Source organism: Streptomyces sp. NPDC033270 (assembly GCF_055576575.1).
In genome coordinates this window covers 106,968-130,957 of record NZ_JBVIRA010000006.1, presented here as the reverse complement: position 1 = coordinate 130,957, position 23,990 = coordinate 106,968, and the positions used below count along the sequence as shown (strand labels likewise).

Here is a 23,990-nt window from a genome sequence, read left to right as displayed (position 1 = left end):
TTCGCCCCCCCCCCGGTGTTGTTGTGTATGGGGGGAACCCAGCGGACCCGGCAAAACCTCTTTTTACTCATTCTGGGCCCCACCTTTCCCCCCCCCCCCCCCCCCCCCCCCCGGGCAGGGTACGGCCGACGACGACGGTGCGCTCGGGCTCCGGCGCGCCCTTCTTGCCGATCGCGCGGCGCACGCCGTAGCCGAACGCGGCCACCTTGACCAGCGGTCCGCCGAAGGCGGAGGAGACGGTCGAGGAGAGCGCGGAGGCGTTGGCGGTGACTTCCTGCACGTCGGCGGCGATGGCGTCGACACGGGCGAGCTGGGTGTGCGCGGAGCGGACCGTCGCGGACGCGTCGGCCAGCAGCGGAACGGCCTTCTCGGACACCTCGGCCACCATCTTCGTGGTCGCCTTGAGCGTCTGCGCGAGCCTCACCAGTACGAGGGCGAGGAACGACACGAGGATCGCCCAGAAGACGGCCACGAGGATCCCGGCCACCTCTCCACCGGACACGCTGGCACCACTCTCCGACTGGTCTGGTCTGGGCTCCGTTCCCGCTCGACTGTCCCGCTCGAACGGCAACCTTGACCTTATCGCGCCGTGACTGTCCGTCCGTACCCCGTTCCCGGCACCACGAGGAGGGCCCGGGCGGCGCGCGACGGCATGATTGTACGGTCCGCATCGCGCCGAGTACTCTCCGTGTGCCATGCGACGCCTCACGCGCCCCGGGCCCGCCGATCGCCCGCCCCCCGAGCGGTCGCGGGGCCCCGGCAACCTTCCCGCGGAGCTCAACCGGTTCGTCGGCCGCGACGACGAACTGGCCGCGCTGGCACGGCGGCTGGAGTCGGCCCGGCTCGTCACCGTCACCGGCCTCGGCGGCGTGGGGAAGTCACGTCTCGCCGCACACAGCGCAGCGATCTTGCAGGATCGCTTCTGCGATGGGGCGTGGCTGGTCGAGCTGGATTCCCTGCGCGAACCCCACCTGCTGGCCCACACCGTCGCCGAGGCGCTGACGGCGACCGACCGCGGCGGCCGACCCGTGCGCGCCGCCCTCCGCGAGCAGCTCGCGGACCGCGAGCTGCTGCTCGTCCTGGACGGTTACGACCACCTGGTCGAGGCGTGCGCCGAGCTGACCCTGGAGCTGCTGCGGCACTGCCCCGGGCTGCGGGTGCTGGCCGCCGGCCGTCGGCCGCTCGGGATTCCGGGCGAGCACGTGGTGCCGCTGGCGCCGATGGACGCGGCCGACGCCGCCGCGCTGTTCGTCGACCGCGCCGCGGCGGTCGTCGCCGGCTTCACCGTCGAGGCGTCCGGGAAGGCCGCGGTCGGCGAGCTGTGCCGGCGCCTCGACGGCATTCCGCTCGCGCTGGAACTGGCCGCGGGCCGGCTGCGCGCGCTCTCCGTCCACCAGGTGCTGCACCGCCTCGACGACCGCTTCCGGCTGCTGACCGGCGGCGCCCGCGGCGCCCCGGCCCGGCACCGGACGCTGCGGACCGCGATCGGGTGGAGCCATGAGCTGTGCACGCCCGGGGAGCGGCTGCTGTGGGCGCGGCTGTCGGTCTTCGCCGGGCAGCTCGACCTGGAGGCGGCCGAATACGTCTGCGCGGGCCCGGACCTGCCGGTCGGGGAAATCCTCGACGTCATCGCGGAGTTGGTCGCCCAGTCGGTCCTGGTGCGCGAGGAGACCGCGGCCGGTGTGCGCTACCGGATGCTGGACACCGTACGGGCCTACGGCGCGGACTGGCTGGACGCGACCGGCGACACCGCCCGGCTCCGGCGCCGGCACCGCGACTGGTACCTGGGGCTGGCGACCTGGTGCGAGCTGGACTGGTTCAGCCCCCGACAGGCCGAGATCGCCGCCCGGATCGAGGCCGAACTGCCCAATCTGCGGGTGGCGCTGGAACACAGCCTGACGAGCGCCGCCGACACCCACCTGGGCCAGTACCTGGCGGGCACCCTGTGGTTCTACTGGGTGGGCTGCGGCCGGCTCTCGGAGGGCCGGCACTGGCTGGACCGGGCCCTGGAGCTGGACAGCGACCACGACGAGGCGCGGCTGAAGGCGCTGTGGGTGACCGGCCATGTCGCGGTGCTCCAGGGGGACACCGTCGGCGCGCTGGGGGCGCTGCAGGAGTGCCGCGAGAAGGCCGAGCGGACCGGGAACGCCGCCGCGGCCGCGTACGCGCTGCACCGCACCGGCTGCCTGGCCCTGGTCAGCGACGACCTGCCGCGCGCCGAGGAGCTGCTGCGCGGCGCGCTGGCGCGCTACCGGGAGATCGGGGAGCTGGGCGGCACGGCGCTGCTGGCGCAGCTCGCGCTGGCGATGGCGGCGGCCTTCCAGGAGGAGCTGGCGGACACCGTGCGGCTGGGCCAGGAGGTGCTTGAGGCCTGCGAGGACCACGGCGAGCGCTGGACGCTGGCCTACGCCCAGTTCGTGCTGGCCTACGCCGCATGGTCCCAGGGCGACGGCGGACGGGCCCGCGCGCTGCTGGAGGAGTCGTTGGCCATCGACCACGCCTTCCACGATCTGCTGGGCGCGGTGCTGGCGATCGAGCTGCTGGCGCTGGTGACGCTCGGCGACGGCGATGCGCGGGAGGCGGCGGTGCTGCAGGGCGCCGCGGGGCGGATCTGGCCGTCGGTGGGGCTGCCGCTGTTCGGCTCGCGCCACTACAGCCGGCTGCACGCGAGGTGCGAGGAGCAGGCGCGCCAGCGGCTCGGGGACGAGGTGTACGAGCGCGCGCTGGGCGCGGGTGGGCGGCTCGGGCTGGACGCGGTGGTGGCCCGGATCCTGCGGCCCGCGGACCGGCCCCCCGCACCGCGCCGCACGGCACGGAGCGCGTCGCCCGCCACGAACGAGCCCGCCGCCTCCCCCTCCGCGAGCGGCGGGGAGACGGCGGGCTGAGCGTGGTGCTGCGCCTGCGGTGGTGCTTAGCGGGCGTAGTACTCGACGACGAGCTGCTCGTCGCAGATCACCGGGATCTCCTTGCGGTTCGGGTCCCGGTCGAGGCGGAACGCCAGAGCCTGCAGGTTGACCTCGAGGTAGCGCGGGGTCTCGCCGTCGGGGGCGTAGCCACCCTCACGCGCGACCTGGAAGGGGTGCTTCTCGCGGCTGCGCTCGCGGACCATCACGACGTCGCCGGGGCGGACGCGGAAGGACGGCTTGTCGACCTTGCGGTCGTTCACCGAGATGTGGCCGTGGACGACCATCTGACGGGCCTGGTAGATCGTGCGGGCGATGCCCGAACGCAGGACGAGCGCGTCCAGACGGCGCTCAAGCTCGATGATCAGCGCTTCGCCGGTCTTGCCTTCGACCTTCCGAGCGCGGTCGTAGGCGCGCGCCATCTGACGCTCGCTGATGTCGTACTGGGCACGCAGACGCTGCTTCTCGAGCAGCCGGACCTTGTAGTCACTGTTCTGCTTGCGGCCACGGCCGTGCTCGCCGGGCGGGTAGGGACGGGCCTCGAAGTACTTGACGGCCTTCGGCGTCAGCGCGATGCCGAGCGCGCGCGACTTCTTGACCTTGGGACGCGACTGGTTCACGTGGAACGGACCTCCGTGTAAGTTAGGTGAGGCTTACCTTAGCGCGAGGAGAACGCATGTTTCGACCTGGGATCCCCCTGCCCAGTGCTGGTCACAGCACAGAGGCGGGTCAGCCGCGTCCCGTGGAAGACGCTCAGCAGCCGACCGCCGCTGAGCGCGTACGAACCCTCGTCGAGTCCCATGGTATGGCGTCTTTGAGCATCCCCGGTGTCGAGGACCCCGACGAGACCGGGCTCTCGGCACCCGTCTGCCGGACCGTCACACCCGACGGAGACGTGCTGTTGCTGGTCCCTGGGGACTCCGCGGCGGCTCGGGCGGCCGCGCACGCGCAGGATGATGATCTTGCCGCAGTGATGGAGATCACGGACGTGGCACCGGTTTCGGTGCCCCATCGCATCCGCGGACGGGCCTGGGTGGCCGGCTGGCTGACCCCCGTACGCAATGAGCAGCGCGCCGAGGCGGCGATGCTGCTCGCCGAGCGGCACCCCGTGGGCGAGCTGCTCGGCATCGGCGAGGCGCTGCAGCCGGACCCGGCACCGGGCCTGTACGGGCGGACCGCCTGGATGATGCTGCGCCTGGAGGTCGGTGAGGGCGCGGTGGACGACCTGTGGGGCACCGAGGCCGTCGAGCCGGACGACTTCGCCGACGCGGTCCCCGATCCGCTCATCGCCCACGAGGCGGAGCTGCTGCAGCATCTGCACGCGGCGCACAGCGAGCAGGTGCGCGGACTGTGCGCCCTGCTGGGCGACCGCGGCCGGCTGTGCGGACTGCGCGACCGGGCGGTTCCCGTGGGCCTGGACCGCTTCGGCCTGCGGGTGCGGTTTGTCCGGGAGTCCGGGGGTCGTCCCCCGGGAGACCGCGGCACCGATGCCGAGCAGCGCTCCTTCGACGCCCGCTTCGACTTCCCCGAACCCGTACGGGACGTCGCGGAGCTGCGGCGGGCGATGCATACGCTCTTCGAGGCGGCGGCCGAGTAGTCCGGCGGCCGGCCGGCCCGATGCCTTTGGCCCCCTGCGACGCGCCGGGCTATTCGGCGCCACCCTCGCCGGCGGCGCCGCGCAGGCGGGCCCGCACCCGCTCGGCCACGTCCGCGTAGCGTGCCTCCGCACCATGGCGGGTGGGCTCGTAGTACCGCCTGCCGTGCACCTCGTCCGGCGCGTACTGCTGGGCCGCGATGCCGCCCGGCAGGTCGTGCGGGTACTGGTAGCCCTGGCCGTGGCCGAGCTTCTGGGCGCCCTTGTAGTGGCTGTCGCGCAGATGGGGCGGGACCGCACCGGCCCGGCCGGCCCGTACGTCCGCCAGCGCCGCGTCGATGGCCGTGTAGGCGGCGTTGGACTTCGGCGCCAGGGCGAGCGCGATGGTGGCCTGGCTCAGCGTGATCCGGGCCTCGGGGAAGCCGATCAGCGCCACGGCCTGGGCGGCGGCGACCGCGGTCTGCAGGGCCGACGGATCCGCCAGGCCGATGTCCTCGCTCGCCGAGATCATCAGCCGGCGGGCGATGAACCGCGGGTCCTCACCGGCCTCGATCATCCGCGCCAGATAGTGCAGCGCGGCGTCGACGTCCGAACCGCGGATCGACTTGATCAGCGCGCTGGCGACGTCGTAGTGCTGATCGCCGTCCCGGTCGTACTTCACCGCGGCGCGGTCGACGGACTCCTCCAGGGTCTGGAGGGTGATCTCCTTCTCCCCCTTGGCCAGCGCGGATCCGGCGCCGGCCTCCAGGGCCGTCAGCGCGCGCCGGGCGTCACCGCCGGCGATGCGCAGCAGATGCGCCTCGGTGTCCCCGGGGAGGGTGACCGCGCCGGCGAGCCCGCGGGCATCGGTCAGCGCGCGCCGCAGCAGCCCGCGCAGATCGTCGTCCGTGAGCGGTTCGAGCGTCAGCAGCAGCGACCGGGACAGCAGCGGGGAGATCACCGAGAAGTACGGGTTCTCGGTCGTCGCGGCGATCAGGGTGACCCAGCGGTTCTCCACGGCGGGCAGCAGGGAGTCCTGCTGGGCCTTGCTGAAGCGGTGGATCTCGTCGAGGAAGAGGACGGTCTCCTTGCCGAAACCGCCGGAGGCGCGCCGGGCGCCGTCGATGACCGCGCGGACCTCCTTGACCCCGGCCGTGATCGCCGACAGCTCCACGAAGCGCTTGTTCGTCGCCTGGCTGACGACATACGCCAGGGTCGTCTTGCCGATGCCGGGCGGCCCCCACAGGAACACCGACGACGGCCCCGCGGGCCCTCCTTCGCCCTCCCCCACCAGGCGGCGCAGCGGTGAGCCCGGTTTGAGCAGATGCTGCTGGCCCACGACCTCGTCGAGGGTGCGCGGACGCATCCGCACGGCGAGCGGAGACCCCGCGGGGTCCCTCTCCTGGCGGTCTTCGGCGGCGGCGGTGAACAGGTCGGGCTCCACGTCGACGAGCCTATGCCACCCCACTGACAACGCCCCGGCCCCGTCGTGGGACGGGACCGGGGCGGGCGGTGCGAGAGGCGTCGCCTACAGGAGGGTGCTCCAGTACGACCACCACTTGGTGAGGATCAGCAGGGCGATCACGCCGTACCAGAGCACCGGCACGACCCAGTGGAACTCCAGCACCGTGCGGCGCAGCCCCTCGGGGGCCGGGATGACGCCGTGCTTGATGTTGTGCACGGTGGTGTACCAGAACATCAGGATCGTCACGCACCAGGTCAGCGTGCACCACAGGCACAGCGCGTTGATGCTGTACAGCGACTGGGTCATCAGCCACATGCAGAAGACCGCGGCGAGCCCGGTGCCGATGTTCAGGCCGATCCAGTACCAGCGCCGGAAGCGGGCGCCGGCGAGCAGGGCCATGCCGATCGCGATGATCACGCCGAAGCCGACCAGACCGGCCATCGGGTTCGGGAAGCCGAAGACCTCCGCCTGCTTGCTCTGCATGACGCTGCCGCAGGAGATGATCGGGTTGAAGCTGCAGGCCGGCTTGAAGTTCGGGTCCTTCAGCAGCTCGAACTTGTCCAGCGTGATGATCCATGCGGCCAGGCCGCCCAGCGCTCCGGTGATCACCAGGAGCAGGGCGAGGCCGCGGCCCGAGCCGATGGTGCCCGGGCCGCTCGCGTGGTCGTCGTCGATGGACACGTCGTCAACCGCTGTCGTCGTCATATCGCCGTTCCGTCGGTCCCTTGGGAGATGGGCTGCGCGGACCGGCCCGCGGGGCCGCGGCCGCGCCCTTCATTCTGCCTCAAGCGCACCGGGCACCGCCGTTCGCTGCGCGTAAACACGGCGAATTCGCGGGCCCGGCGTTGACGGACCGGTGGCCTCAGCCCAGCCGGCGGCGGACCTCGTCGGCCACCGCGGCCAGCGCGACGGGGGTCTGCTCGCCGCTTTGGAGGTCCTTGAGCTGGACGACGCCTTCGGCCAGATCCCGCTCGCCGGCCACCAGCGCCAGCCGTGCGCCCGAGCGGTTGGCGGACTTCATGGCGTTCTTCAGGCCCTTGCCGCCGTACGCGAAGTCGGTGGCGACGCCGGCCCGGCGCAGCTCGGTGACCGTGCCGAAGAGCACCCGGCGGGCCTCCTCGCCGAGCGGTACGGCGTACACGGCTGTGGCGGCGGGGATGTCGAGCGTGATGCCCTCCGCCTCCAGCGCCAGCACCGTGCGGTCGACGCCCAGCGCCCATCCGACGGACGGCAGCGCGGGGCCGCCGATCATCTCCGACAGGCCGTCGTAGCGGCCGCCGCCGCCCACCGCGGACTGCGAGCCGAGGCCGTCGTGGACGAACTCGAAGGTGGTGCGGGTGTAGTAGTCCAGGCCGCGGACCAGCTTCTCGTCGTCCTCGAAGGCCACTCCCGCCGCCGTCAGCAGCTCCCGGACCTGCTCGTGGTACGCCTTGCACGCCTCGCACAGGTAGTCGCGCAGCATCGGCGCCCCGGCCAGCTGCCGCTGGACGGACTCGCGCTTGTCGTCCAGGACGCGCAGCGGATTGATGTCGACCCGGCGCCGGGTGTCGTCGTCCAGGTCGAGCCCGCGCAGGAAGTCCTGCAGCGCGGCGCGGTAGACGGGGCGGCACTCCTTGTCGCCCAGGGAGTTGAGCAGGATGCGGAAGTCGCGCAGCCCCAGGGCGCGGTAGGCCTGGTCGGCCAGGATGATCAACTCGGCGTCCAGCGCCGGGTCCTCGGCACCGATGGCCTCCGCGCCGACCTGCGAGAAGTGGCGGTAGCGACCCTTCTGCGGACGCTCGTAGCGGTAGTACGAGCCCGAGTACCAGAGCTTGACCGGGAGGTTGCCGGACTTGTGGAGGTTGGCCTCCAGCGCGGCGCGCAGCACGGAGGCGGTGCCCTCGGGGCGCAGCGCGAGCCGGTCGCCGCCCTTGGTCTCGAAGGCGTACATCTCCTTGGTCACGATGTCGGTGGACTCGCCGACGCCGCGCGCGAACAGTTCGACGTTCTCGAAGCCGGGCGTCTCGATGTAGCCGTAACCGGAGTTCTTCAGCGGCGCGGCGATCGCCTCGCGCACCGCGAGGTAGGTGGCGGACTGCGGCGGAATCAGGTCGTACGTGCCCTTGGGGGCCTTGAAGGTGCTCACGAAGCTCTCGTCACATTCCTCGTCGTGGAGCGGCGCTGAAGCCGTCTCCGAGGCCGGCCGCCACCTCCCGCAGGAACGGGTTGGTGGCGCGCTCGCGGCCGATGGTGGTCTGGGGGCCGTGGCCGGACAGGACGACGGTCGAGTCCTCCAGCGGCAGGCACACACGCGCCAGCGACTGCAGGATCTCGGCGTGGTCGCCGCCCGGCAGGTCGGTGCGTCCGATGGAGCCGGCGAAGAGCAGGTCGCCCGAGAAGAACACCGGCGGAATGTCCGCCTGCTCGGGCATCCGGAACGTCACCGACCCCTTGGTATGGCCCGGCGCGTGCGCGACGGAGAACCGCATTCCGGCCAGTTCCAGGTCGGTGCCGTCGCTCAGCTCCTTGACGTCGTCCGGCTCCCCCACCGTCAGTTCGCCCATGAGCTGCTGACCGATGGAGCGGCCCAGGGCCCGCTCGGGGTCGCTCATCATGTAGCGGTCCTCGGGGTGGATCCAGGCCGGGACGTCGTGCGCGCCGCATACGGGGACGACCGAGGCGACATGGTCGATATGGCCGTGGGTGAGGACGACCGCGACGGGCTTGAGCCGATGCTTTGCGACCGCGTCCTCGACTCCTTGGGCCGCTTGGTGGCCCGGGTCGATGATGACGCACTCCTCGCCGGCGGCGGGGGCGACCAAGTAGCAGTTGGTGCCCCAGGCCCCGGCGGGGAACCCGGCAATCAGCACGTTCGTCCTTAAAGGTCGGTGTGGAGGGCGCTGCGCAAGGCCGCTCCCGGACATCTCGGCAGCTCCAGAGCCTACCGGCGGGACTCCCGCCAGGGCGAACCCGTATACGGTACGGCCACGGCGGAGGCGATCGGCGGGCGGGGACCTCGGCGCCCGGACACCGCACTGCTCGGACACATCGATGATCGGACAAGGAGACGACCGGTGGTCAGCAAGGATCAGCGGCGGCGGCAGCTCGCCCGGGAGAAGTTCGAGCGTCAGCAGCAGCGGCGGTCCACCGCCCGGCGCAAGGCCAGGCGGCGCCATGTGATCATCGCGTCCGCGGTGGCCGTGGCACTCGCCGCCGGCGCCGCGGCCTACGCCTCGGCGGGACTGGCCGGCGACGACCAGGTGGCGGCCGACGCGACGCCGTCCGCGGCGCCGGACCCGTGCGGCAGGCCCGCGAAGGGCGTGCCGTCGACGAAGACCTGGAAGAAGGAACCGGCGATGTCCGTCGACACCGCGGCCTCCTACTCGGTGGAGCTGGCGACGACCTGCGGCACGATCGGTCTGAAGCTGGACGCGGGCAAGGCGCCGCACACGGTCAACTCGTTCGCCTTCCTGGCCCGTCAGGGCTACTTCGACCACAGCCGCTGCCACCGCCTGGTGGACCAGGACATCCACGTCCTGCAGTGCGGCGACCCGACGGCCACGGGCAAGGGCTCGCCCGGCTACACCCTCCCCGACGAGAACCTCAAGGACCCCCGGCTCAAGGGCGGGGTGTATCCGGCGGGCACGGTCGCGATGGCCAACACCTACGACGGGCGGAACGACAAGACCCGCAACTCCGGCGGCAGCCAGTTCTTCCTCGTCTTCCAGGACAGCCGGCTGCCCCCTGACTACACCCCCTTCGGGACGATCACGGGCGGCATGGACGTGCTGCGCAAGATCGCCGACGCGGGCTCCACTCCCGACCCGCGGACCCGCAACACCGCGCCCAACGCCACCGTCGTGATCGACCGGGCGAGCGTACGGAAGTCCTGACCGGCGGGTCGGGGCGGGGGCGGCGCGGCGTCGCCCCCGGGCGCGCACCGTGGAATTTCGGTCGCGCTGGATGCGGACAGCCGAGCGCCGTTCGCCTAGATTGGCGTTGGGTAGGGTGCCTGCTCCGACGGCTGCCACCCTCACCCGCAAGACAGCCCGTCGGACCGGCCAGGGCGCGGCTCTGCCGGACAGAAACTGTGGACGATGCCGGGGGGCCGCACGCCCCCGTCGGCATCATGTGGAGGAGGCGCTGTGAGCAGCGACCCATGGGGCCGCGTCGATGAGACGGGGACCGTGTACGTGCGTACCGCCGATGGCGAGCAGGTCGTCGGATCGTGGCAGGCGGGCACTCCCGAGGAGGCCCTCGCCTACTTCGAGCGCAAGTATGAGGGCCTGGTCGTCGAGATCGGCCTCCTCGAGCGCCGGGTCAGGACCACCGACCTGTCGGCGAAGGACGCGAGCACCGCGATCGACCATCTGCGCCAGCAGGTCGACGAGCACCACGCGGTCGGCGATCTGGACGCGCTCAGGAAGCGGCTGGACAAGCTCGTCGAGGCGGTCGAGTCGCGCCGCGAGGAGCGCAAGGCGCAGAAGGCCAAGCAGAGCGACGAGGCCCGTAAGGCCAAGGAGCAGTTGGTCGCCGAGGCCGAGGAGCTGGCGGCCAGTGAGCAGTGGCGGGCGGCCGGCGAGCGGCTGCGTGCGCTGGTCGACACCTGGAAGGGCCTGCCGCGGCTCGACCGCAAGGCGGACGACGAGCTGTGGCACCGCTTCTCGCACGCCCGCTCGGCGTTCTCCAAGCGGCGCAAGGCGCACTTCGCGTCGCTGGACGCGCAGCGCGAGGAGTCCCGCAAGGCCAAGGAGAAGCTGGTCGCCGAGGCCGAGTCGCTGTCGGGCTCGACCGACTGGGGCGCCACCGCCGCCCGCTACCGCGAGCTGATGGCGGAGTGGAAGGCCGCGGGCCGCGCGCAGCGCGAGCACGAGGACGACCTGTGGAACCGCTTCCGCGGCGCCCAGGACGTCTTCTTCCAGGCGCGCGGCGAGATCTTCGCGGAGCGCGACGCCGAGCAGCGGGAGAACCTGACCCGCAAGGAGGAGCTGGCCGTCGAGGCCGAGAAGCTGCTCCCGGTCACCGACCTGAAGGCCGCACGGTCCGCGTTCCGGTCGATCAACGAGCGGTGGGAGGCCATCGGCCACGTCCCGCGCGACGCCCGCCCCAAGATCGAGGGCCGGATGCACGCCGTGGAGCGCGCCATCCAGGAGGCCGAGGAGGCCGAGTGGCGCCGGACGAACCCCGAGGCGCGGGCCCGCGCCGCGGGGCTGACCGGTCAGCTCCAGGACGCCGTCGACAAGCTGCAGAAGCAGATCGACACGGCCCGGGCGGCCGGCAACGACGCCAAGGCCGACAAGCTCGGCCGGGAGCTGGAGGGCCGCAAGGCCCTGCTGGACCAGGCGCTGAAGGGCCTTGAGGAGTTCGGCGGCTGATGAGCCGCGCGATGGGCCCCGGAACGTTCGTTCCGGGGCCCTCTTCGTGTCGTCGCGGCTACGGCCTGCGGGCCGACGTCACCCGGTACACGTCGTAGACGCCCTCCACGCCCCGGACCGCCTTCAGCACATGCCCCAGATGCTTCGGGTCGCCCATCTCGAAGGTGAAGCGGGAGGTGGCGACGCGGTCGCGGGAGGTCTGGACGGCCGCCGAGAGGATGTTGACGTGCTGGTCCGACAGGACCCGCGTGACGTCCGACAGCAGCCGGGAGCGGTCCAGCGCCTCGACCTGGATGGCGACCAGGAAGACCGAGGACTGGGTGGGCGCCCACTCGACGTCCAGGATCCGCTCCGGCTGCCGGGACAGCGAGTCGACGTTGACGCAGTCGGCGCGGTGCACCGAGACGCCGCTGCCGCGGGTGACGAAGCCGATGATGGGGTCGCCAGGCACCGGGGTACAGCAGCGGGCGAGCTTGACCCAGACATCGTCGACGCCCTTGACGACCACGCCGGGGTCGGCGCTGGAGCGGCGCTTGGAGCGCGGCCGGATCGGGGTGGACTCGGCGATGTCCTCGGTGGCCTCGTCCTGGCCGCCGAGCGCCTGCACCAGCTTCTGGACGACGCCCTGCGCCGCCACATGTCCCTCGCCGATGGCGGCGTAGAGCGAGGAGATGTCCGGATAGCGCATCTCGTGCGCGAGGGTCACCAGGGAGTCGCCGGTCAGGATCCGCTGGATCGGCAGGTTCTGCTTGCGCATGGCACGCGCGATGGCGTCCTTGCCCTGCTCGATGGCCTCGTCGCGGCGCTCCTTGGAGAACCAGCCGCGGATCTTGTTCCGGGCGCGCGGGGACTTGACGAAGCCCAGCCAGTCGCGGGACGGCCCGGCACCGGGGGCCTTGGAGGTGAAGACCTCCACCAGGTCGCCGTTGTCCAGGGTCGATTCGAGCGGGACGAGACGGCCGTTGACCCGTGCCCCTATCGTGCGGTGGCCGACCTCGGTGTGCACCGCGTAGGCGAAGTCGACGGGCGTGGCGCCGGCCGGCAGCGCTATCACATCGCCCTTCGGCGTGAAGACGAAGACCTCGTTGCGGGACAGGTCGAAGCGCAGCGACTCCAGGAACTCGCCGGGGTCCTCGGTCTCCTTCTGCCAGTCCAGCAGCTGCCGCAGCCAGGCCATGTCGTTGACGGTGTCCTGGCCCTTGCCCGCGTTCTTCGGCACATCCGTACGGATCTTGGAGGCGCCGGCCACCGCTTCCTGCTTGTACTTCCAGTGCGCGGCGATGCCGTACTCGGCACGGCGGTGCATGTCGAAGGTGCGGATCTGGAGCTCGACCGGCTTGCCGCTGGGCCCGATGACCGTCGTGTGCAGCGACTGGTACATGTTGAACTTCGGCATCGCGATGTAGTCCTTGAACCGGCCGGGGACCGGGTTCCATCGCGCGTGGATGGTGCCGAGGGCGGCGTAGCAGTCGCGGACGGTGTCGACGAGGACGCGGATGCCGACCAGGTCGTAGATCTCGGCGAAGTCGCGGCCGCGCACGATCATCTTCTGGTAGACGCTGTAGTAGTGCTTGGGGCGGCCGGTGACGGTGGCCTTGATGCGGGCGGCGCGCAGGTCGGCCTGGACCTCGTCGGTCACTATCGCCAGATACTCGTCCCGCTTGGGCGCCCGCTCGGCGACCAGCCGGACGATCTCGTCGTACATCTTGGGGTAGAGGATCGCGAAGGCGAGGTCCTCCAGCTCCCACTTGATGGTGTTCATGCCCAGGCGGTGGGCGAGCGGGGCGTAGATCTCCAGCGTCTCGCGGGCCTTCTTCTCCTGCTTCTCCCGTTTGAGGTAGCGCATGGTGCGCATGTTGTGCAGGCGGTCGGCCAGCTTGATGACCAGCACGCGCGGGTCCTTGGCCATCGCGACGACCATCTTGCGGACCGTCTCGGCCTGCGCGGCCTCACCGAACTTGACCTTGTCGAGCTTGGTGACGCCGTCGACCAGCAGGGCGACCTGGTCGCCGAAGTCCCGGCGCAGGGTGTCCAGGCCGTACTCGGTGTCCTCGACGGTGTCGTGCAGCAGGCCCGCCATCAGCGTCGCCGGGTCCATGCCCAGCTCGGCGAGGATGGTGGTGACGGCCAGCGGGTGGGTGATGTACGGGTCGCCGCTCTTGCGCTTCTGGCCGCGGTGCCAGCGCTCGGCGACCTGGTAGGCCCGCTCCACCTGGCGCAGCGTCGCGGTCTCGATCTTGGGGTCGTTGCCGCGCACGGCCCGCAGCAGCGGCTCCAGGACCGGGTTGTACGGGCTGGAGCGCTGGACGCCCAGCCGGGCGAGACGGGCCCGTACCCGGTTGGGGGAACCGGAGCGTCCGGCGGGGGTCGGCGGCAGCGGCTTGGGCGCGGCCGGCTGGTCGGCCTTGGCGGGCGGCTTGGGCGCACGCGTGGCCGGGGAGGCGGTGGGCGCCTGCCGGGAGTGCTCGGTGGGGGACGTGGCGGGCCGGCCGGCCGGCGGCCGGGCCCCCGCGCCTGTGTCGGGAGCGCCGGGCCGCTCGGGCTGGGGCGCGTCCGTGGAAGCCGCGTCCTTCGGCTTCGGCTCGTCCGGGCGCGCGGCGTCGGATCCCGCCGGACGCAGTCCGGGGGAGAGCGGCTGGGCCTCGTCTGGCAAGAGCACTCCTCAAGCGGTTCCGGACCCCAGGACCTCGAACGGGTCGGGGTGCCATGGTATCGACCCCGCGGCGGCGGCTCCTCCGCGGCCATGGGTCCGTACATGACACAGCGGCAGGGGCACCCGGATTCTTCCGGATGCCCCTGCCGCTTGTGTGGTGTGCGAAGGCTGCGCGCGAGGGGCTCAGACCGTGATCAGAGCCTCCAGCGGAGCGCCCCGCAGACCCGGCGAAAGCCGCTGCCGCCCGGCCAGGAAGCCCAGCTCCAGCAGCACCGCCAGGCCGGCGACCTCGGCGCCCGCGCGACGGATGAGCTGCAGCGAGGCGTCGGCGGTGCCGCCGGTGGCGAGCACGTCGTCGATGACCAGTACCCGGTCGCCCGGGGCCAGTGCGTCGGCGTGGATCTCGATCTCGGCGGTGCCGTACTCCAGCTCGTAGGCCTGGCCGAGCGTCGCGCCGGGCAGCTTGCCGGCCTTGCGTACGGGGACGAAGCCGATGCCGGCGCGGACCGCCACGGGGGCGGCGAGTATGAAGCCGCGTGCCTCCAGACCCACCACCTTGTCGGCGCGATGCCGCGCGCACAGCTCGACGAAGGCGTCGGTGAGCGCCCCGAAGGCCGCCGGGTCGGACAGCAGCGGGGTGATGTCCTTGAACATCACGCCCGGCTTCGGATAGTCCGGGACATCGGTGATCCGGCTGAGCAGCAGCTCCCGCAGGGCCGCGCGGCCGCGAGGCGCAACCTCGCCGCGCTCGCTCATCGGCGCTTGCCCGACGAGCGGCCACGTCCGCGGGGACGGGTGGAAGGCTGCCGGCGCGGACCGACGACCGCGGCGTCCTCCTCGTCGTCGTCCGCCTCACCGGGGGCGGCGTCCTGCGGCTCCTCCTGGCTCGCGCCCTTGGCCGCCGCGGCGGCGCGCTTGGCCTTGATCCGCTTGGCCAGCGCCTTCATCTCCGGCTCGGCGTTCTTGAAGTCGGCGACCAGCGGGGTGGCGATGAAGATCGAGGAGTACGCACCGGCGGCGAGACCGACGAACAGGGCCAGCGAGATGTCGTTGAGCATGCCCGCGCCCAGCACGCCACCGCCGACGAACAGCAGACCGGCGACCGGGAGCAACGCCACGACGGTGGTGTTGATGGAGCGGACCAGCGTGCTGTTGATGGAGCGGTTGGCGATCTCGCTGTAGGTGAAGCGGGTCTGCTTGGTGATGTCCTTGGAGGCTTCCTTGAGGCTGTCGAAGACGACGACCGTGTCGTACAGGGAGTAACCGAGGATGGTCAGCAGACCGATGACCGTGCCGGGCGTGACCTCGAAGCCGACCAGGGCGTAGACGCCGACCGTGATCGTGAGGTCGTGGATCAGCGCGATCAGGGCGGCGAGCGCCATCCGCCACTCGAAGGCGATGGCCAGATAGATCACCACGAGGACCATGAAGATCCCCAGGCCCAGCCAGGCCTTGTTGGCGATCTGCTCGCCCCAGCTCGGGCCGACCAGCTGGGTGTTGACGTCCTGGACCGGGATGCTCAGGTCCTTGGCGAGCTCCTCCTGGACCGGCACCGCCTGCTTGGTGTCCAGACCGCTGATCTGGATGCGCAGCGCGCCGTCGCCGAGCTTCTGCACCACGGCCTGGTGGCCGCCCGCCGCCGACTCGGCCTTGTTCTGGGCCTCGGAGGCGGACACGGAGGTGGACGGGGTGGTGAAGACCGCGCCGCCGGAGAACTCGATGCCCATGTTCAGACCGCGCACCGCCAGGCCGACGATGGCCGTGATGGTGATGAGGATCGAGATGCCGTACCAGATCTTCCGCTTGCCGATGAAGTCGTAGCCGACCTCGCCGCGGTAGAGCCGGGCGCCGATGTTTCCGAGCTTGGACATCTCACGCCTCCTTCGTCTGGGTGGGGGCGGTGCCGCGGCGGCGGCGCAGCGGTGGCCTGGCGCCCAGGCGCTGGGGATCGAGGCCGGACCAGGAGTGGCCCTCGTAGAAGAACTTCCGCCGGGCCAGCAGCGTCATCAGGGGCTTGGTGAAGAGGAAGACCACCACGACGTCGAGGACGGTGGTCAGGCCGAGGGTGAAGGCGAAGCCCTGCACCTTGCCGACGGTGACGATGAACAGCACCGCGGCGGCCAGGAACGACACGAAGTCGGAGACCAGGATCGTGCGGCGGGCCCGCGGCCAGCCGCGCTCGACGGCCGGGCGCAGGGTGCGGCCCTCGCGGATCTCGTCCCGGATGCGTTCGAAGTAGACGATGAACGAGTCGGCGGTGATGCCGATGGCGACGATGGCGCCGCAGACTGCCGGGAGGTTCAGCGCGAACCCGATGGCCGGGCCGAGCAGCGTCATGATCGTGTACGTCAGGATCGCCGAGACGGCCAGGCTCGCCAGCGCGACCAGCGCCAGGCCCCGGTAGTAGGCGACCAGGTAGATGACGACCAGGGCGAGGCCGATGGCGCCGGCGATCAGACCGGCGTGCAGCTGGTCGCCGCCGAGGGCCGCGGTGACCGTGGTCTCGTCGTCGATCTTGAAGGAGAGGGGCAGCGCGCCGTAGGACAGCATGTTGCCGAGGTCCTCGGCGGACTGCTGGGTGAAGCCGCCGGAGATGGTGGCGTTGCCGCCGTTGAGCCGCTCGGTGACCCGCGGGTCGGAGACCACCGCGCCGTCCAGGACGATCGCGAACTGGTTCTGCGGCGGCGTCTTCGTGGCGAGCTTGCCGGTGATGTCCGCGAACTTCTTGCCGCCGTCGGAGGTGAAGTCCATCTGGACGATCCAGCCCTGCCCCTGCTGGCTGTCGAAGACGGCCTTGGCACCCTTGACGTCGGTGCCCTCGACGGCGATCGGACCCAGCGCGTACTTCTGGGTGCCGTCGTCCTTGCAGGCCACGATCGGGTCGGACGGCTTGGCGCCGGCGGCCTTCTCACCGGCCGCGGCGCGGCTCTTCTTCGTGGAGCAGTCCAGTGCGTTCAGCTGCTTCTGGAGGGCCGGCGGGATCTCCTCGGCGGCCGGGAGCCCCGGCGGCGTCGGAGGCGCGGAGGGCTTGCCCGACGGGGTGGGCTTCGCGGACGGTGCCTTCTTCAGCGCGTCCGTCACGGCGCGGCCCTGCGTCGTCGGCTTGGCGCTCGGCGACTGCGAGGAGGAGGCGTTCTGCTGGGTGCCCGGCTTGTCCTTGGCCTTGTCGCCGGACGCCTTGTCGCCCTTGCCCTTGTCGCCGGCGCCGCTCTTGGAGGGGCTCGGCTCGGGCGTCTTGGTGCCCGCGGTGGTGGTCAGCACCGGCCGGAACCCGAGCTGGGCGGTGGTGCCGACCTGCTGGCGGGCCTGCTTCGCGTCCGTCCCCTTGGGGATGTTCACGATGATGTGGTTGCTGCCCTGCGTCTGGACCTCGGACTCGGTCACGCCGAGACCGTTGACCCGTCGCTCCATGATGCCGGCGGCGGTGTTCATGTTGGTCTCGTTGATCGCGTTGGGCTTGCCCGGCTGGTTCTGGGCCGCCAGCGTGAAGCTGGTGCCGCCCGCCAGATCGATGCCCAGGCGGGGCGTCAGCGTGCCGGAGTAGAACATGCCTCCGATCAGCCCCGCCATCGCGATCAGGACCAGGATCAGGGTGCGGCCCGGATGCCCCTGGCTCGCGGGCGCCCTGCGGCCCTTCTTCGGTGCTGCCACCTTCTCGTTTCTCCCTGTCCAACCCCTCGGCCCGGGGTGTCGGCCGAGCGGCCACGAAGTCTTGTGCGGACCTGCCCCCGCCGGAGCCTAGACCGTCCCGGAACCGCGGTGCACGACTCAACATGCCCCGCGGTTCCGTGGGATGGACTACTTCGCGTCGTCGCCGGCCTTCTTGTCTTCCTTGGCGGCGTCGGCGTCTGCCTTGGCGATGTCCTTGGCGCCTTCGGCGTCCTTCTCGGCCGTGGCGTCGCCGGCGGGCTTGTCGGCGGCCGGGGTCTCGGCCTTGCCCAGCTCGATCTTGGCGGCCTTGTCACCCGTTTCGGTGGCGGTGTCGCCGGTCAGCGAGGAGGCGTCGTCCGGGACGACCGGCTCGCCGCCGTGGCCCGCCTCGGCACCGTCCAGAATGCGGTTGTACTCCTCATCCGCGAGCACCGCGCCGATGGCGTTCTTGGCGTAGATGGCGTGCACGCCGGGGGCGACCTCCAGGAGGACGGTGTCCTCATGGACTTCCTTGACGGTGGCGTACATGCCGCCGATCGTCCGGACGCCGGTGCCGGCCTGCATCTCTTCGCGCATCTGCTGGGCCGCCTGCTGCTTCTTCTTGGCGGACCGCGTCATCAGGAACATGGCCCCGATGAGGACGATAAAGGGGAGGAGAGTCACGATATTGGGCACGGGACGGAAATCCTTCGCACGACCGCTGCTGCGCGGTCTCATATAGCGGGGGTGGGTATGCCGGCCCTTACGGACGGCATCGGCGGAGTCTAAGCGAGTCCCCACCAGTGGAACAACGCCCAGCATCGCACCGCAGTTCCTGACCGGGCGAGTCTCCGCGCCGTCAGGCCCCGAACAAGCCCTGCTGTCCGCTTCCTCCCGATTGCTGCTGGGGCGGGACCAGCCCGAGATGGGCCCAGGCCGCCGGGGTCGCGATGCGCCCCCTGGGGGTCCTGGCCAGCAGCCCCTCCCGTACGAGGAACGGCTCGGCGACCTCCTCGACCGTCTCGCGCTCCTCCCCCACGGCGACCGCGAGGGTGGACAGGCCCACCGGGCCGCCGCCGAAGAGCTTCAGCAGGGCCGTGAGCACGGCGCGGTCCAGGCGGTCCAGCCCGCGGGCGTCGACCTCGTAGACGCCGAGGGCCTGGGAGGCGATCTCGCGGGTGATCAGGCCGTCGGCCTTGACCTGGGCGTAGTCGCGGACGCGGCGCAGCAGGCGGTTGGCGATACGGGGCGTGCCGCGGGAGCGGCCGGCGATCTCGGCGGCGCCGTCCGGCTCTATCTCGACGTCGAGCAGGCCGGCCGAGCGGTGGATGACCCGCTGCAGCTCGGCGGGGGCGTAGAACTCCATATGGGCGGTGAAGCCGAAGCGGTCGCGCAGCGGGGGCGGCAGCAGTCCGGCCCTGGTCGTGGCGCCGACCAGGGTGAACGGCGGGAGTTCGAGGGGGATGGCGGTGGCGCCCGGGCCCTTGCCGACGATGACGTCGACGCGGAAGTCCTCCATCGCCATGTAGAGCATCTCCTCGGCGGGCCGGGACATCCGGTGGATCTCGTCGAGGAAGAGGACCTCGCCCTCCTGGAGGGAGGAGAGGATCGCGGCGAGGTCGCCGGCGTGCTGGATGGCGGGGCCGGAGGTGATCCGGATGGGGGCGCCCATCTCGGCGGCGATGATCATCGACAGGGTCGTCTTGCCGAGGCCCGGCGCGCCGGACAGCAGGACGTGGTCGGCGGTGGCGCCGCGGGCGCGGGCGGCGCGCAGCACCAGGTCGAGCTGTTCGCGCACCCGCTCCTGGCCCACGAACTCGGCGAGGTCCTTGGGCCGCAGGGCGGCCTCGACGGCGGTGTCCTCGCCGTCCGCGTCGGCTCCGACCAGCCGGTCGGGGCCGCCCGGGGTGGTGTCCTCGGTGGGCGGTGCGGTGTCGTCCCAGTTCACTGCGGATTGCCTCGCGGGGTCGGGGCGGCCGGGCCGCCTGCGTGGTCGTGCGGTCGGGGGCTCGCGGCCCGGGCGGCGGTCATCGGGCGCGGTTCAGCGTCTGCAGGGCGGCCTTGAGCAGCTGCGGCACCTGGGGCGCGCCGCCGGCGGCGACGGCCTCCTCGGCCTGCGGGGCGACCGCGGCGACCGCCTCGTCCGCCTCGCGGGTGGCGTAGCCGAGCCCGATCAGGGCAGCCTGCAGCTGGTCGCGCCAGCCGGCGGCGGCCGGGCCGCCGGCCGCGGGCCGACCGCCGCCGACCGGCGCGCCGAGCCGGTCCTTCAGCTCCAGCAGCAGCTTCTGGGCGCCCTTCTTGCCGATGCCGGGGACGGCGGTGAGCGCCTTCTCGTCGCCGGTGGAGACCGCACGGCGCAGCGCGTCGGGGGTGTGCACCGCGAGCATGGCCTGCGCGAGCCGGGGGCCCACGCCGCTGGCGGTCTGCAGCAGCTCGAAGGTCTGGCGCTCGTCGTCGTCGGCGAAGCCGTAGAGCGTGAGCGAGTCCTCGCGGACGACGAGGGAGGTGGCGAGCTTGGTCTGTGCTCCGATGCGCAGCGCGGAGAGCGTGTTCGGGGTGCACTGGACGGCCATGCCGATACCGCCGACCTCGACGACGGCGCTGTCGGGGGCGAGGGCCGCGACCGGGCCGGAGACAAAGGCGATCATCGGGTGCCCTTCAGCGTGCGGACGGGAGCGGAGGTGCGGCGGGCGGCGGCCTGGGCCTGCTGGAGGCGGTTGACCGCCGGAGCCCGCCAGATGTGGCAGATGGCGAGGGCGAGGGCGTCGGCGGCGTCGGCCGGCTTCGGTGGTGCGTCGAGCCGCAGCAGGCGCGTCACCATGGCGCCGACCTGGGCCTTGTCGGCCCGGCCCGAGCCCGTGACGGCCGCCTTGACCTCGCTGGGGGTGTGCAGCGCGACCGGCAGGCCGCGGCGGGCCGCGCACAGCATGGCGACCGCGCTGGCCTGGGCGGTGCCCATGACCGTACGGACGTTGTGCTGGCTGAAGACCCGCTCCACGGCGACGTACTCGGGGCGGTGGGTGTCCAGCCACTCCTCTATGCCGCGCTCGATGAGGACCAGCCGCTGGGCGATCTCGGCATCGGGCGGGGTGCGGACGACGCCGACACCGACCATCTTCAGCGGACGCCCGGCGACACCTTCCACCACGCCGACCCCGCACCGGGTCAGCCCCGGGTCCACCCCGAGCACCTTCACGGCGCCCCTCCCCTCATGCCGTACCGTTTCGTCCCCCGTTCCCCCGCGGGAGGGGCGGAGATCCCCTGCTCAGCACAGTATCGGCTGCCACTGACAACGCGACGGGCCGACGGGGGTGTGTTCCCCGTCGGCCCGTCGTGCGAACGGCGGCGGCGCGGCCGCGCGGACTACCGGCTCAGGCGTCGACCTTGGCCATCACGTCGTCCGAGACGTCGAAGTTGGCGAAGACGTTCTGCACGTCGTCGCTGTCCTCCAGCGCGTCGATCAGCTTGAAGATCTTGCGCGCGCCCTCTTCCTCCAGCTCGACCTGCATGGTCGGGACGAAGTTGGCGTCGGCCGAGTCGTAGTCGATACCGGCCTCCTGGAGGGCGGTGCGGACCGCGACCAGGTCGGTGGCCTCGCTGAGCACCTCGAAGGACTCACCGAGGTCGTTGACCTCCTCGGCGCCGGCGTCCAGCACCGCGCCCAGCACGTCGTCCTCGCTCAGCTCGGCCTTGGGGACGATCACCACGCCCTTGCGGTTGAACAGGTACGACACCGAGCCGGGGTCGGCCATCGAACCGCCGTTGCGGGTCATGGCGACGCGGACGTCCGAGGCGGCGCGGTTGCGGTTGTCGGTGAGGCACTCGATGAGCACCGCGACACCGTTGGGGCCGTAGCCCTCGTACATGATGGTCTCGTAGTCGGCGCCGCCAGCCTCCAGGCCCGCACCGCGCTTGACCGCGGAGTCGATGTTCTTGTTGGGCACCGAGCTCTTCTTGGCCTTCTGGATGGCGTCGAAGAGGGTCGGGTTGCCGTCCGGGTCGGCACCGCCCGTACGGGCCGCGACCTCGATGTTCTTGATCAGCTTCGCGAAGAGCTTGCCGCGCTTGGCATCGATCACGGCCTTCTTGTGCTTCGTCGTAGCCCATTTAGAGTGGCCGGACATCCGCCTGTCTCCTTCGCGTAACCAACTTCTGAAACGAACGCCATAGATCCTACCGGGGCGAGGTGACGCGGTGTTACCCAGTCACACTGCGCACCATGTCCACGAACAGCGCGTGGACGCGGTGGTCGCCGGTCAGCTCCGGATGGAACGACGTGGCCAGGACGTTACCCTGCCGGACGGCCACGGTGTGCCCGTCGTACGTGGCCAGGACCTCGACCGCGCCGCCGACCGACTCGACCCAGGGCGCCCGGATGAAGACGCCCTCGACCGGTCCGCCGGGGATGCCGGCGACGTCGACGCCCGCCTCGAAGGACTCGTTCTGCCGCCCGAACGCGTTACGGCGGACGATCATGTCGATGCCGCCGAGCGTCTCCTGGTCCTCCCGGGCGTCCAGCAGCTTGTCCGCGACCATGATCATGCCGGCGCAGGTTCCGTAGACCGGCTTGCCCGCGCGCACGAACGCCCGCAGCGGCTCCAGCATGCCGAAGACGATCGCCAGCTTGGACATCGTGGTGGACTCGCCGCCCGGTATGACCAGGCCCTCGACCTGGTCCAGCTCCTCGGGGCGGCGCACCGGCCGTGCCTGGGCGCCGGCGTCCGTGAGCGCCTTGACGTGCTCACGGACGTCGCCCTGGAGGGCCAGCACACCGATGGTGGGGGTGCTCATCGCCTCGGTTCCTACCAGCCGCGGTTGGCGTAGCGCTCGGCCTCGGGGAGGGTGTCGCAGTTGATGCCGACCATGGCCTCGCCCAGGTTGCGGGAGACGTCCGCGATGACCTTCGGGTCGTCGTAGAAGGTGGTGGCCTTCACGATCGCGGCGGCGCGCTTGGCCGGGTCACCGGACTTGAAGATGCCGGAGCCGACGAACACGCCCTCGGCGCCGAGCTGGCGCATCAGCGCCGCGTCGGCCGGGGTGGCCACACCGCCGGCGGAGAACAGCACGACCGGCAGCTTGCCGAGCTCGGCGACCTCCTTGACCAGCTCGAACGGGGCGCGCAGCTCCTTGGCGGCGGCGTAGAGCTCGTTGTTGTCGCAGCCGCGCAGCTTGGCGATCTCGCCCTTGATCTGGCGCAGGTGGCGGACCGCCTCGACGACGTTGCCGGTGCCGGCCTCGCCCTTGGAGCGGATCATGGCGGCGCCCTCGGCGATCCGGCGCAGCGCCTCGCCCAGGTTGGTGGCACCGCACACGAAGGGGGTGGTGAAGGCCCACTTGTCGGAGTGGTTGACCTCGTCGGCCGGGGTGAGGACCTCGGACTCGTCGATGTAGTCGACACCGAGCGACTGCAGGACCTGGGCCTCGACGAAGTGGCCGATGCGGGACTTGGCCATGACCGGGATGGAGACGGCGTCGATGATGCCGTCGATCATGTCGGGGTCCGACATGCGGGCCACGCCGCCGTCCTTGCGGATGTCGGCGGGGACCCGCTCCAGGGCCATGACGGCGACGGCGCCCGCGTCCTCGGCGATCTTCGCCTCTTCCGGCGTGACGACGTCCATGATCACGCCGCCCTTGAGCTGCTCGGCCATGCCGCGCTTGACGCGCGCGGTCCCGGTCTCGGGGTTCTGGGGCGTGGTGGGCGTGCTGGACACGGTTTGACCTCACTCAGTGCGGGTGCTGGAACGTGCCGACCACACAACCCTTTGCGCGGGACCGGAGAAAAGGGCCAATTCAAGGCCGGTGGCTCGTTGCGGCGGGGAGTCGCAGCGGCCGGGGCCGGGCTGCCGCGGCGGCGGCCGCGCTCAGTTTCCGGCCGAGCGGTCGTCGAGGACGGCCGGCGGCTCGTCGTCCATCTCGAAGGCCAGCGGGAACGGCGCGTGCCCCGCCAGCCGGAAGATCCGCACCACCCGGTGGCGGCGGACGGCGCGGGCGGCCCGTACGGCGTCGTTGTGGAAGCGGCGGGCCATCGGGACGCGGCGGACCGCGGCGGTGAGCTCGGTGACCGTCTGCTCGCCGCCCGGTGCCTCCCGTACGGCCTCCAGCTGCGCCTCCTCCGCGAAGATCGCCCGCAGCGCCTGGCTCAGCTCGCTCTCCGCGACCTCGCGGTGGTCCTCCTCGGCCTGCCGGGCCTCGTGCGCCGCCTGGTAGAGGACGATCGAGGCGGCGGGGTCCAGGACTCCCGACGTGCCGACCTCCTGTGCGACGGACGCGCGCCGCAGGAGCTGGGCGTCCAGGGCCGCCCGGGCCGCGTCGATGCGCGCGTGCAGGCGGTCCAGGCGGCCGGCCGTCCAGCTGAGGTAGATGCCGATGAGGAGGACCGCTACCGCGATCCAGATGATGGTGGTCACGG

The 23,990-nt window shown here is 71.7% G+C and carries 22 protein-coding genes; 4 read left to right on the top strand and 18 right to left on the bottom strand.

The window, feature by feature from the left end:
* Nucleotides 1-67 precede the first annotated feature (67 nt).
* Nucleotides 68-502 carry a DUF948 domain-containing protein gene (locus ACZ5XZ_RS12145; RefSeq protein WP_468976845.1) on the bottom strand — a complete coding sequence of 145 codons (435 nt, stop codon included), beginning with the start codon at nt 500-502 and terminating at the stop codon, nt 68-70.
* Nucleotides 503-695: 193 nt separating this feature from the next.
* Here ACZ5XZ_RS12145 and ACZ5XZ_RS12140 point away from each other — a divergent pair, with 193 nt between their 5' ends.
* Nucleotides 696-2,885, top strand: coding sequence for an ATP-binding protein (locus ACZ5XZ_RS12140; protein WP_468976843.1), 2,190 nt, complete (start codon nt 696-698; stop codon nt 2,883-2,885).
* 26 nt (nt 2,886-2,911) lie between these two features.
* Here the strand turns inward: ACZ5XZ_RS12140 and rpsD are convergent, their stop codons facing one another.
* On the bottom strand, nt 2,912-3,523 hold the full coding sequence (gene rpsD, locus ACZ5XZ_RS12135; RefSeq protein WP_384429048.1) for a 30S ribosomal protein S4: 612 nt from the start codon (nt 3,521-3,523) through the stop codon (nt 2,912-2,914).
* A gap of 185 nt (nt 3,524-3,708) precedes the next feature.
* Here rpsD and ACZ5XZ_RS12130 point away from each other — a divergent pair, with 185 nt between their 5' ends.
* Nucleotides 3,709-4,500, top strand: a complete 792-nt coding sequence (locus ACZ5XZ_RS12130; RefSeq protein WP_468976840.1) for a DUF2470 domain-containing protein — start codon at nt 3,709-3,711, stop codon at nt 4,498-4,500.
* Between the two features lie 49 nt (nt 4,501-4,549).
* On the opposite strand, the gene ACZ5XZ_RS12125 is transcribed toward ACZ5XZ_RS12130, so the two are convergent.
* The 4 genes from ACZ5XZ_RS12125 to ACZ5XZ_RS12110 form a co-directional block, all read right to left on the bottom strand.
* Nucleotides 4,550-5,920 carry a replication-associated recombination protein A gene (locus tag ACZ5XZ_RS12125; RefSeq protein ID WP_468976838.1) on the bottom strand — a complete coding sequence of 457 codons (1,371 nt, stop codon included), beginning with the start codon at nt 5,918-5,920 and terminating at the stop codon, nt 4,550-4,552.
* A gap of 84 nt (nt 5,921-6,004) precedes the next feature.
* Nucleotides 6,005-6,646: a vitamin K epoxide reductase family protein gene (locus ACZ5XZ_RS12120; RefSeq protein WP_468976836.1), complete on the bottom strand. Its 642-nt coding sequence runs from the start codon at nt 6,644-6,646 to the stop codon at nt 6,005-6,007.
* Between the two features lie 157 nt (nt 6,647-6,803).
* On the bottom strand, nt 6,804-8,066 hold the full coding sequence (hisS, locus tag ACZ5XZ_RS12115; RefSeq protein WP_468976834.1) for a histidine--tRNA ligase: 1,263 nt from the start codon (nt 8,064-8,066) through the stop codon (nt 6,804-6,806).
* 10 nt (nt 8,067-8,076) lie between these two features.
* Nucleotides 8,077-8,790, bottom strand: a complete 714-nt coding sequence (locus ACZ5XZ_RS12110) for an MBL fold metallo-hydrolase (protein WP_468976833.1) — start codon at nt 8,788-8,790, stop codon at nt 8,077-8,079.
* A gap of 204 nt (nt 8,791-8,994) precedes the next feature.
* Here ACZ5XZ_RS12110 and ACZ5XZ_RS12105 point away from each other — a divergent pair, with 204 nt between their 5' ends.
* Both ACZ5XZ_RS12105 and ACZ5XZ_RS12100 read left to right on the top strand, forming a co-directional pair.
* Nucleotides 8,995-9,813, top strand: coding sequence for a peptidylprolyl isomerase (locus ACZ5XZ_RS12105; RefSeq protein ID WP_468976831.1), 819 nt, complete (start codon nt 8,995-8,997; stop codon nt 9,811-9,813).
* 252 nt (nt 9,814-10,065) lie between these two features.
* The gene (locus tag ACZ5XZ_RS12100; protein ID WP_468976830.1) at nt 10,066-11,295 is read left to right on the top strand and encodes a DUF349 domain-containing protein; all 1,230 of its coding nucleotides are present in this window, start codon (nt 10,066-10,068) and stop codon (nt 11,293-11,295) included.
* A gap of 58 nt (nt 11,296-11,353) precedes the next feature.
* Here ACZ5XZ_RS12100 and ACZ5XZ_RS12095 read toward each other — a convergent pair whose 3' ends face one another.
* The 12 genes from ACZ5XZ_RS12095 to ACZ5XZ_RS12040 all read right to left on the bottom strand — a co-directional run bounded on the left by ACZ5XZ_RS12095 (nt 11,354) and on the right by ACZ5XZ_RS12040 (nt 23,988).
* Nucleotides 11,354-13,948 carry a RelA/SpoT family protein gene (locus tag ACZ5XZ_RS12095; RefSeq protein WP_468976828.1) on the bottom strand — a complete coding sequence of 865 codons (2,595 nt, stop codon included), beginning with the start codon at nt 13,946-13,948 and terminating at the stop codon, nt 11,354-11,356.
* 183 nt (nt 13,949-14,131) lie between these two features.
* The gene (locus ACZ5XZ_RS12090; protein ID WP_468976826.1) at nt 14,132-14,704 is read right to left on the bottom strand and encodes an adenine phosphoribosyltransferase; all 573 of its coding nucleotides are present in this window, start codon (nt 14,702-14,704) and stop codon (nt 14,132-14,134) included.
* Nucleotides 14,701-15,819, bottom strand: a complete 1,119-nt coding sequence (gene secF / locus ACZ5XZ_RS12085) for a protein translocase subunit SecF (protein ID WP_468976823.1) — start codon at nt 15,817-15,819, stop codon at nt 14,701-14,703. Before secF ends, ACZ5XZ_RS12090 begins: the two co-directional genes overlap by 4 nt.
* A 1-nt stretch (nt 15,820) precedes the next feature.
* Nucleotides 15,821-17,599, bottom strand: a complete 1,779-nt coding sequence (secD, locus tag ACZ5XZ_RS12080; RefSeq protein ID WP_468976821.1) for a protein translocase subunit SecD — start codon at nt 17,597-17,599, stop codon at nt 15,821-15,823.
* Between the two features lie 147 nt (nt 17,600-17,746).
* Nucleotides 17,747-18,316, bottom strand: coding sequence for a preprotein translocase subunit YajC (gene yajC, locus ACZ5XZ_RS12075; RefSeq protein ID WP_468976819.1), 570 nt, complete (start codon nt 18,314-18,316; stop codon nt 17,747-17,749).
* 121 nt (nt 18,317-18,437) lie between these two features.
* Complete coding sequence (gene ruvB / locus ACZ5XZ_RS12070; protein WP_468976816.1) at nt 18,438-19,526, bottom strand: Holliday junction branch migration DNA helicase RuvB; 1,089 nt, start codon at nt 19,524-19,526, stop codon at nt 18,438-18,440.
* Nucleotides 19,527-19,605: 79 nt separating this feature from the next.
* Nucleotides 19,606-20,226, bottom strand: coding sequence for a Holliday junction branch migration protein RuvA (ruvA, locus tag ACZ5XZ_RS12065; RefSeq protein WP_468976815.1), 621 nt, complete (start codon nt 20,224-20,226; stop codon nt 19,606-19,608).
* Complete coding sequence (gene ruvC, locus ACZ5XZ_RS12060) at nt 20,223-20,774, bottom strand: crossover junction endodeoxyribonuclease RuvC (protein WP_468976813.1); 552 nt, start codon at nt 20,772-20,774, stop codon at nt 20,223-20,225. Before ruvC ends, ruvA begins: the two co-directional genes overlap by 4 nt.
* A gap of 175 nt (nt 20,775-20,949) precedes the next feature.
* Nucleotides 20,950-21,702 (bottom strand): YebC/PmpR family DNA-binding transcriptional regulator, encoded by a 753-nt coding sequence (locus ACZ5XZ_RS12055; protein ID WP_468976810.1) that lies wholly within the window; start codon nt 21,700-21,702, stop codon nt 20,950-20,952.
* Between the two features lie 73 nt (nt 21,703-21,775).
* Entirely contained in the window at nt 21,776-22,369 is a 594-nt protein-coding gene (gene pdxT, locus ACZ5XZ_RS12050) for a pyridoxal 5'-phosphate synthase glutaminase subunit PdxT (RefSeq protein WP_468976808.1), read from the bottom strand.
* An 11-nt stretch (nt 22,370-22,380) separates the two neighbouring features.
* Complete coding sequence (gene pdxS, locus ACZ5XZ_RS12045) at nt 22,381-23,292, bottom strand: pyridoxal 5'-phosphate synthase lyase subunit PdxS (RefSeq protein ID WP_030067142.1); 912 nt, start codon at nt 23,290-23,292, stop codon at nt 22,381-22,383.
* Between the two features lie 150 nt (nt 23,293-23,442).
* Entirely contained in the window at nt 23,443-23,988 is a 546-nt protein-coding gene (locus ACZ5XZ_RS12040; protein ID WP_384429001.1) for a LemA family protein, read from the bottom strand.
* Nucleotides 23,989-23,990 lie beyond the last annotated feature (2 nt).

Excerpts from the sequence above, each read along its gene's own strand:
- ACZ5XZ_RS12120 (WP_468976836.1), bottom strand. The coding sequence starts at position 6,646 with ATGACGACGACAGCGGTTGACGACGTGTCCATCGACGACGACCACGCG.
- yajC (WP_468976819.1), bottom strand. The coding sequence starts at position 18,316 with ATGAGACCGCGCAGCAGCGGTCGTGCGAAGGATTTCCGTCCCGTGCCC.
- ACZ5XZ_RS12090 (WP_468976826.1), bottom strand. The coding sequence starts at position 14,704 with ATGAGCGAGCGCGGCGAGGTTGCGCCTCGCGGCCGCGCGGCCCTGCGG.
- ruvA (WP_468976815.1), bottom strand. The coding sequence starts at position 20,226 with ATGATCGCCTTTGTCTCCGGCCCGGTCGCGGCCCTCGCCCCCGACAGC.
- ACZ5XZ_RS12140 (WP_468976843.1), top strand. The coding sequence starts at position 696 with ATGCGACGCCTCACGCGCCCCGGGCCCGCCGATCGCCCGCCCCCCGAG.
- pdxT (WP_468976808.1), bottom strand. The coding sequence starts at position 22,369 with ATGAGCACCCCCACCATCGGTGTGCTGGCCCTCCAGGGCGACGTCCGT.
- ACZ5XZ_RS12055 (WP_468976810.1), bottom strand. The coding sequence starts at position 21,702 with ATGTCCGGCCACTCTAAATGGGCTACGACGAAGCACAAGAAGGCCGTG.
- secF (WP_468976823.1), bottom strand. The coding sequence starts at position 15,819 with ATGTCCAAGCTCGGAAACATCGGCGCCCGGCTCTACCGCGGCGAGGTC.
- ACZ5XZ_RS12130 (WP_468976840.1), top strand. The coding sequence starts at position 3,709 with ATGGCGTCTTTGAGCATCCCCGGTGTCGAGGACCCCGACGAGACCGGG.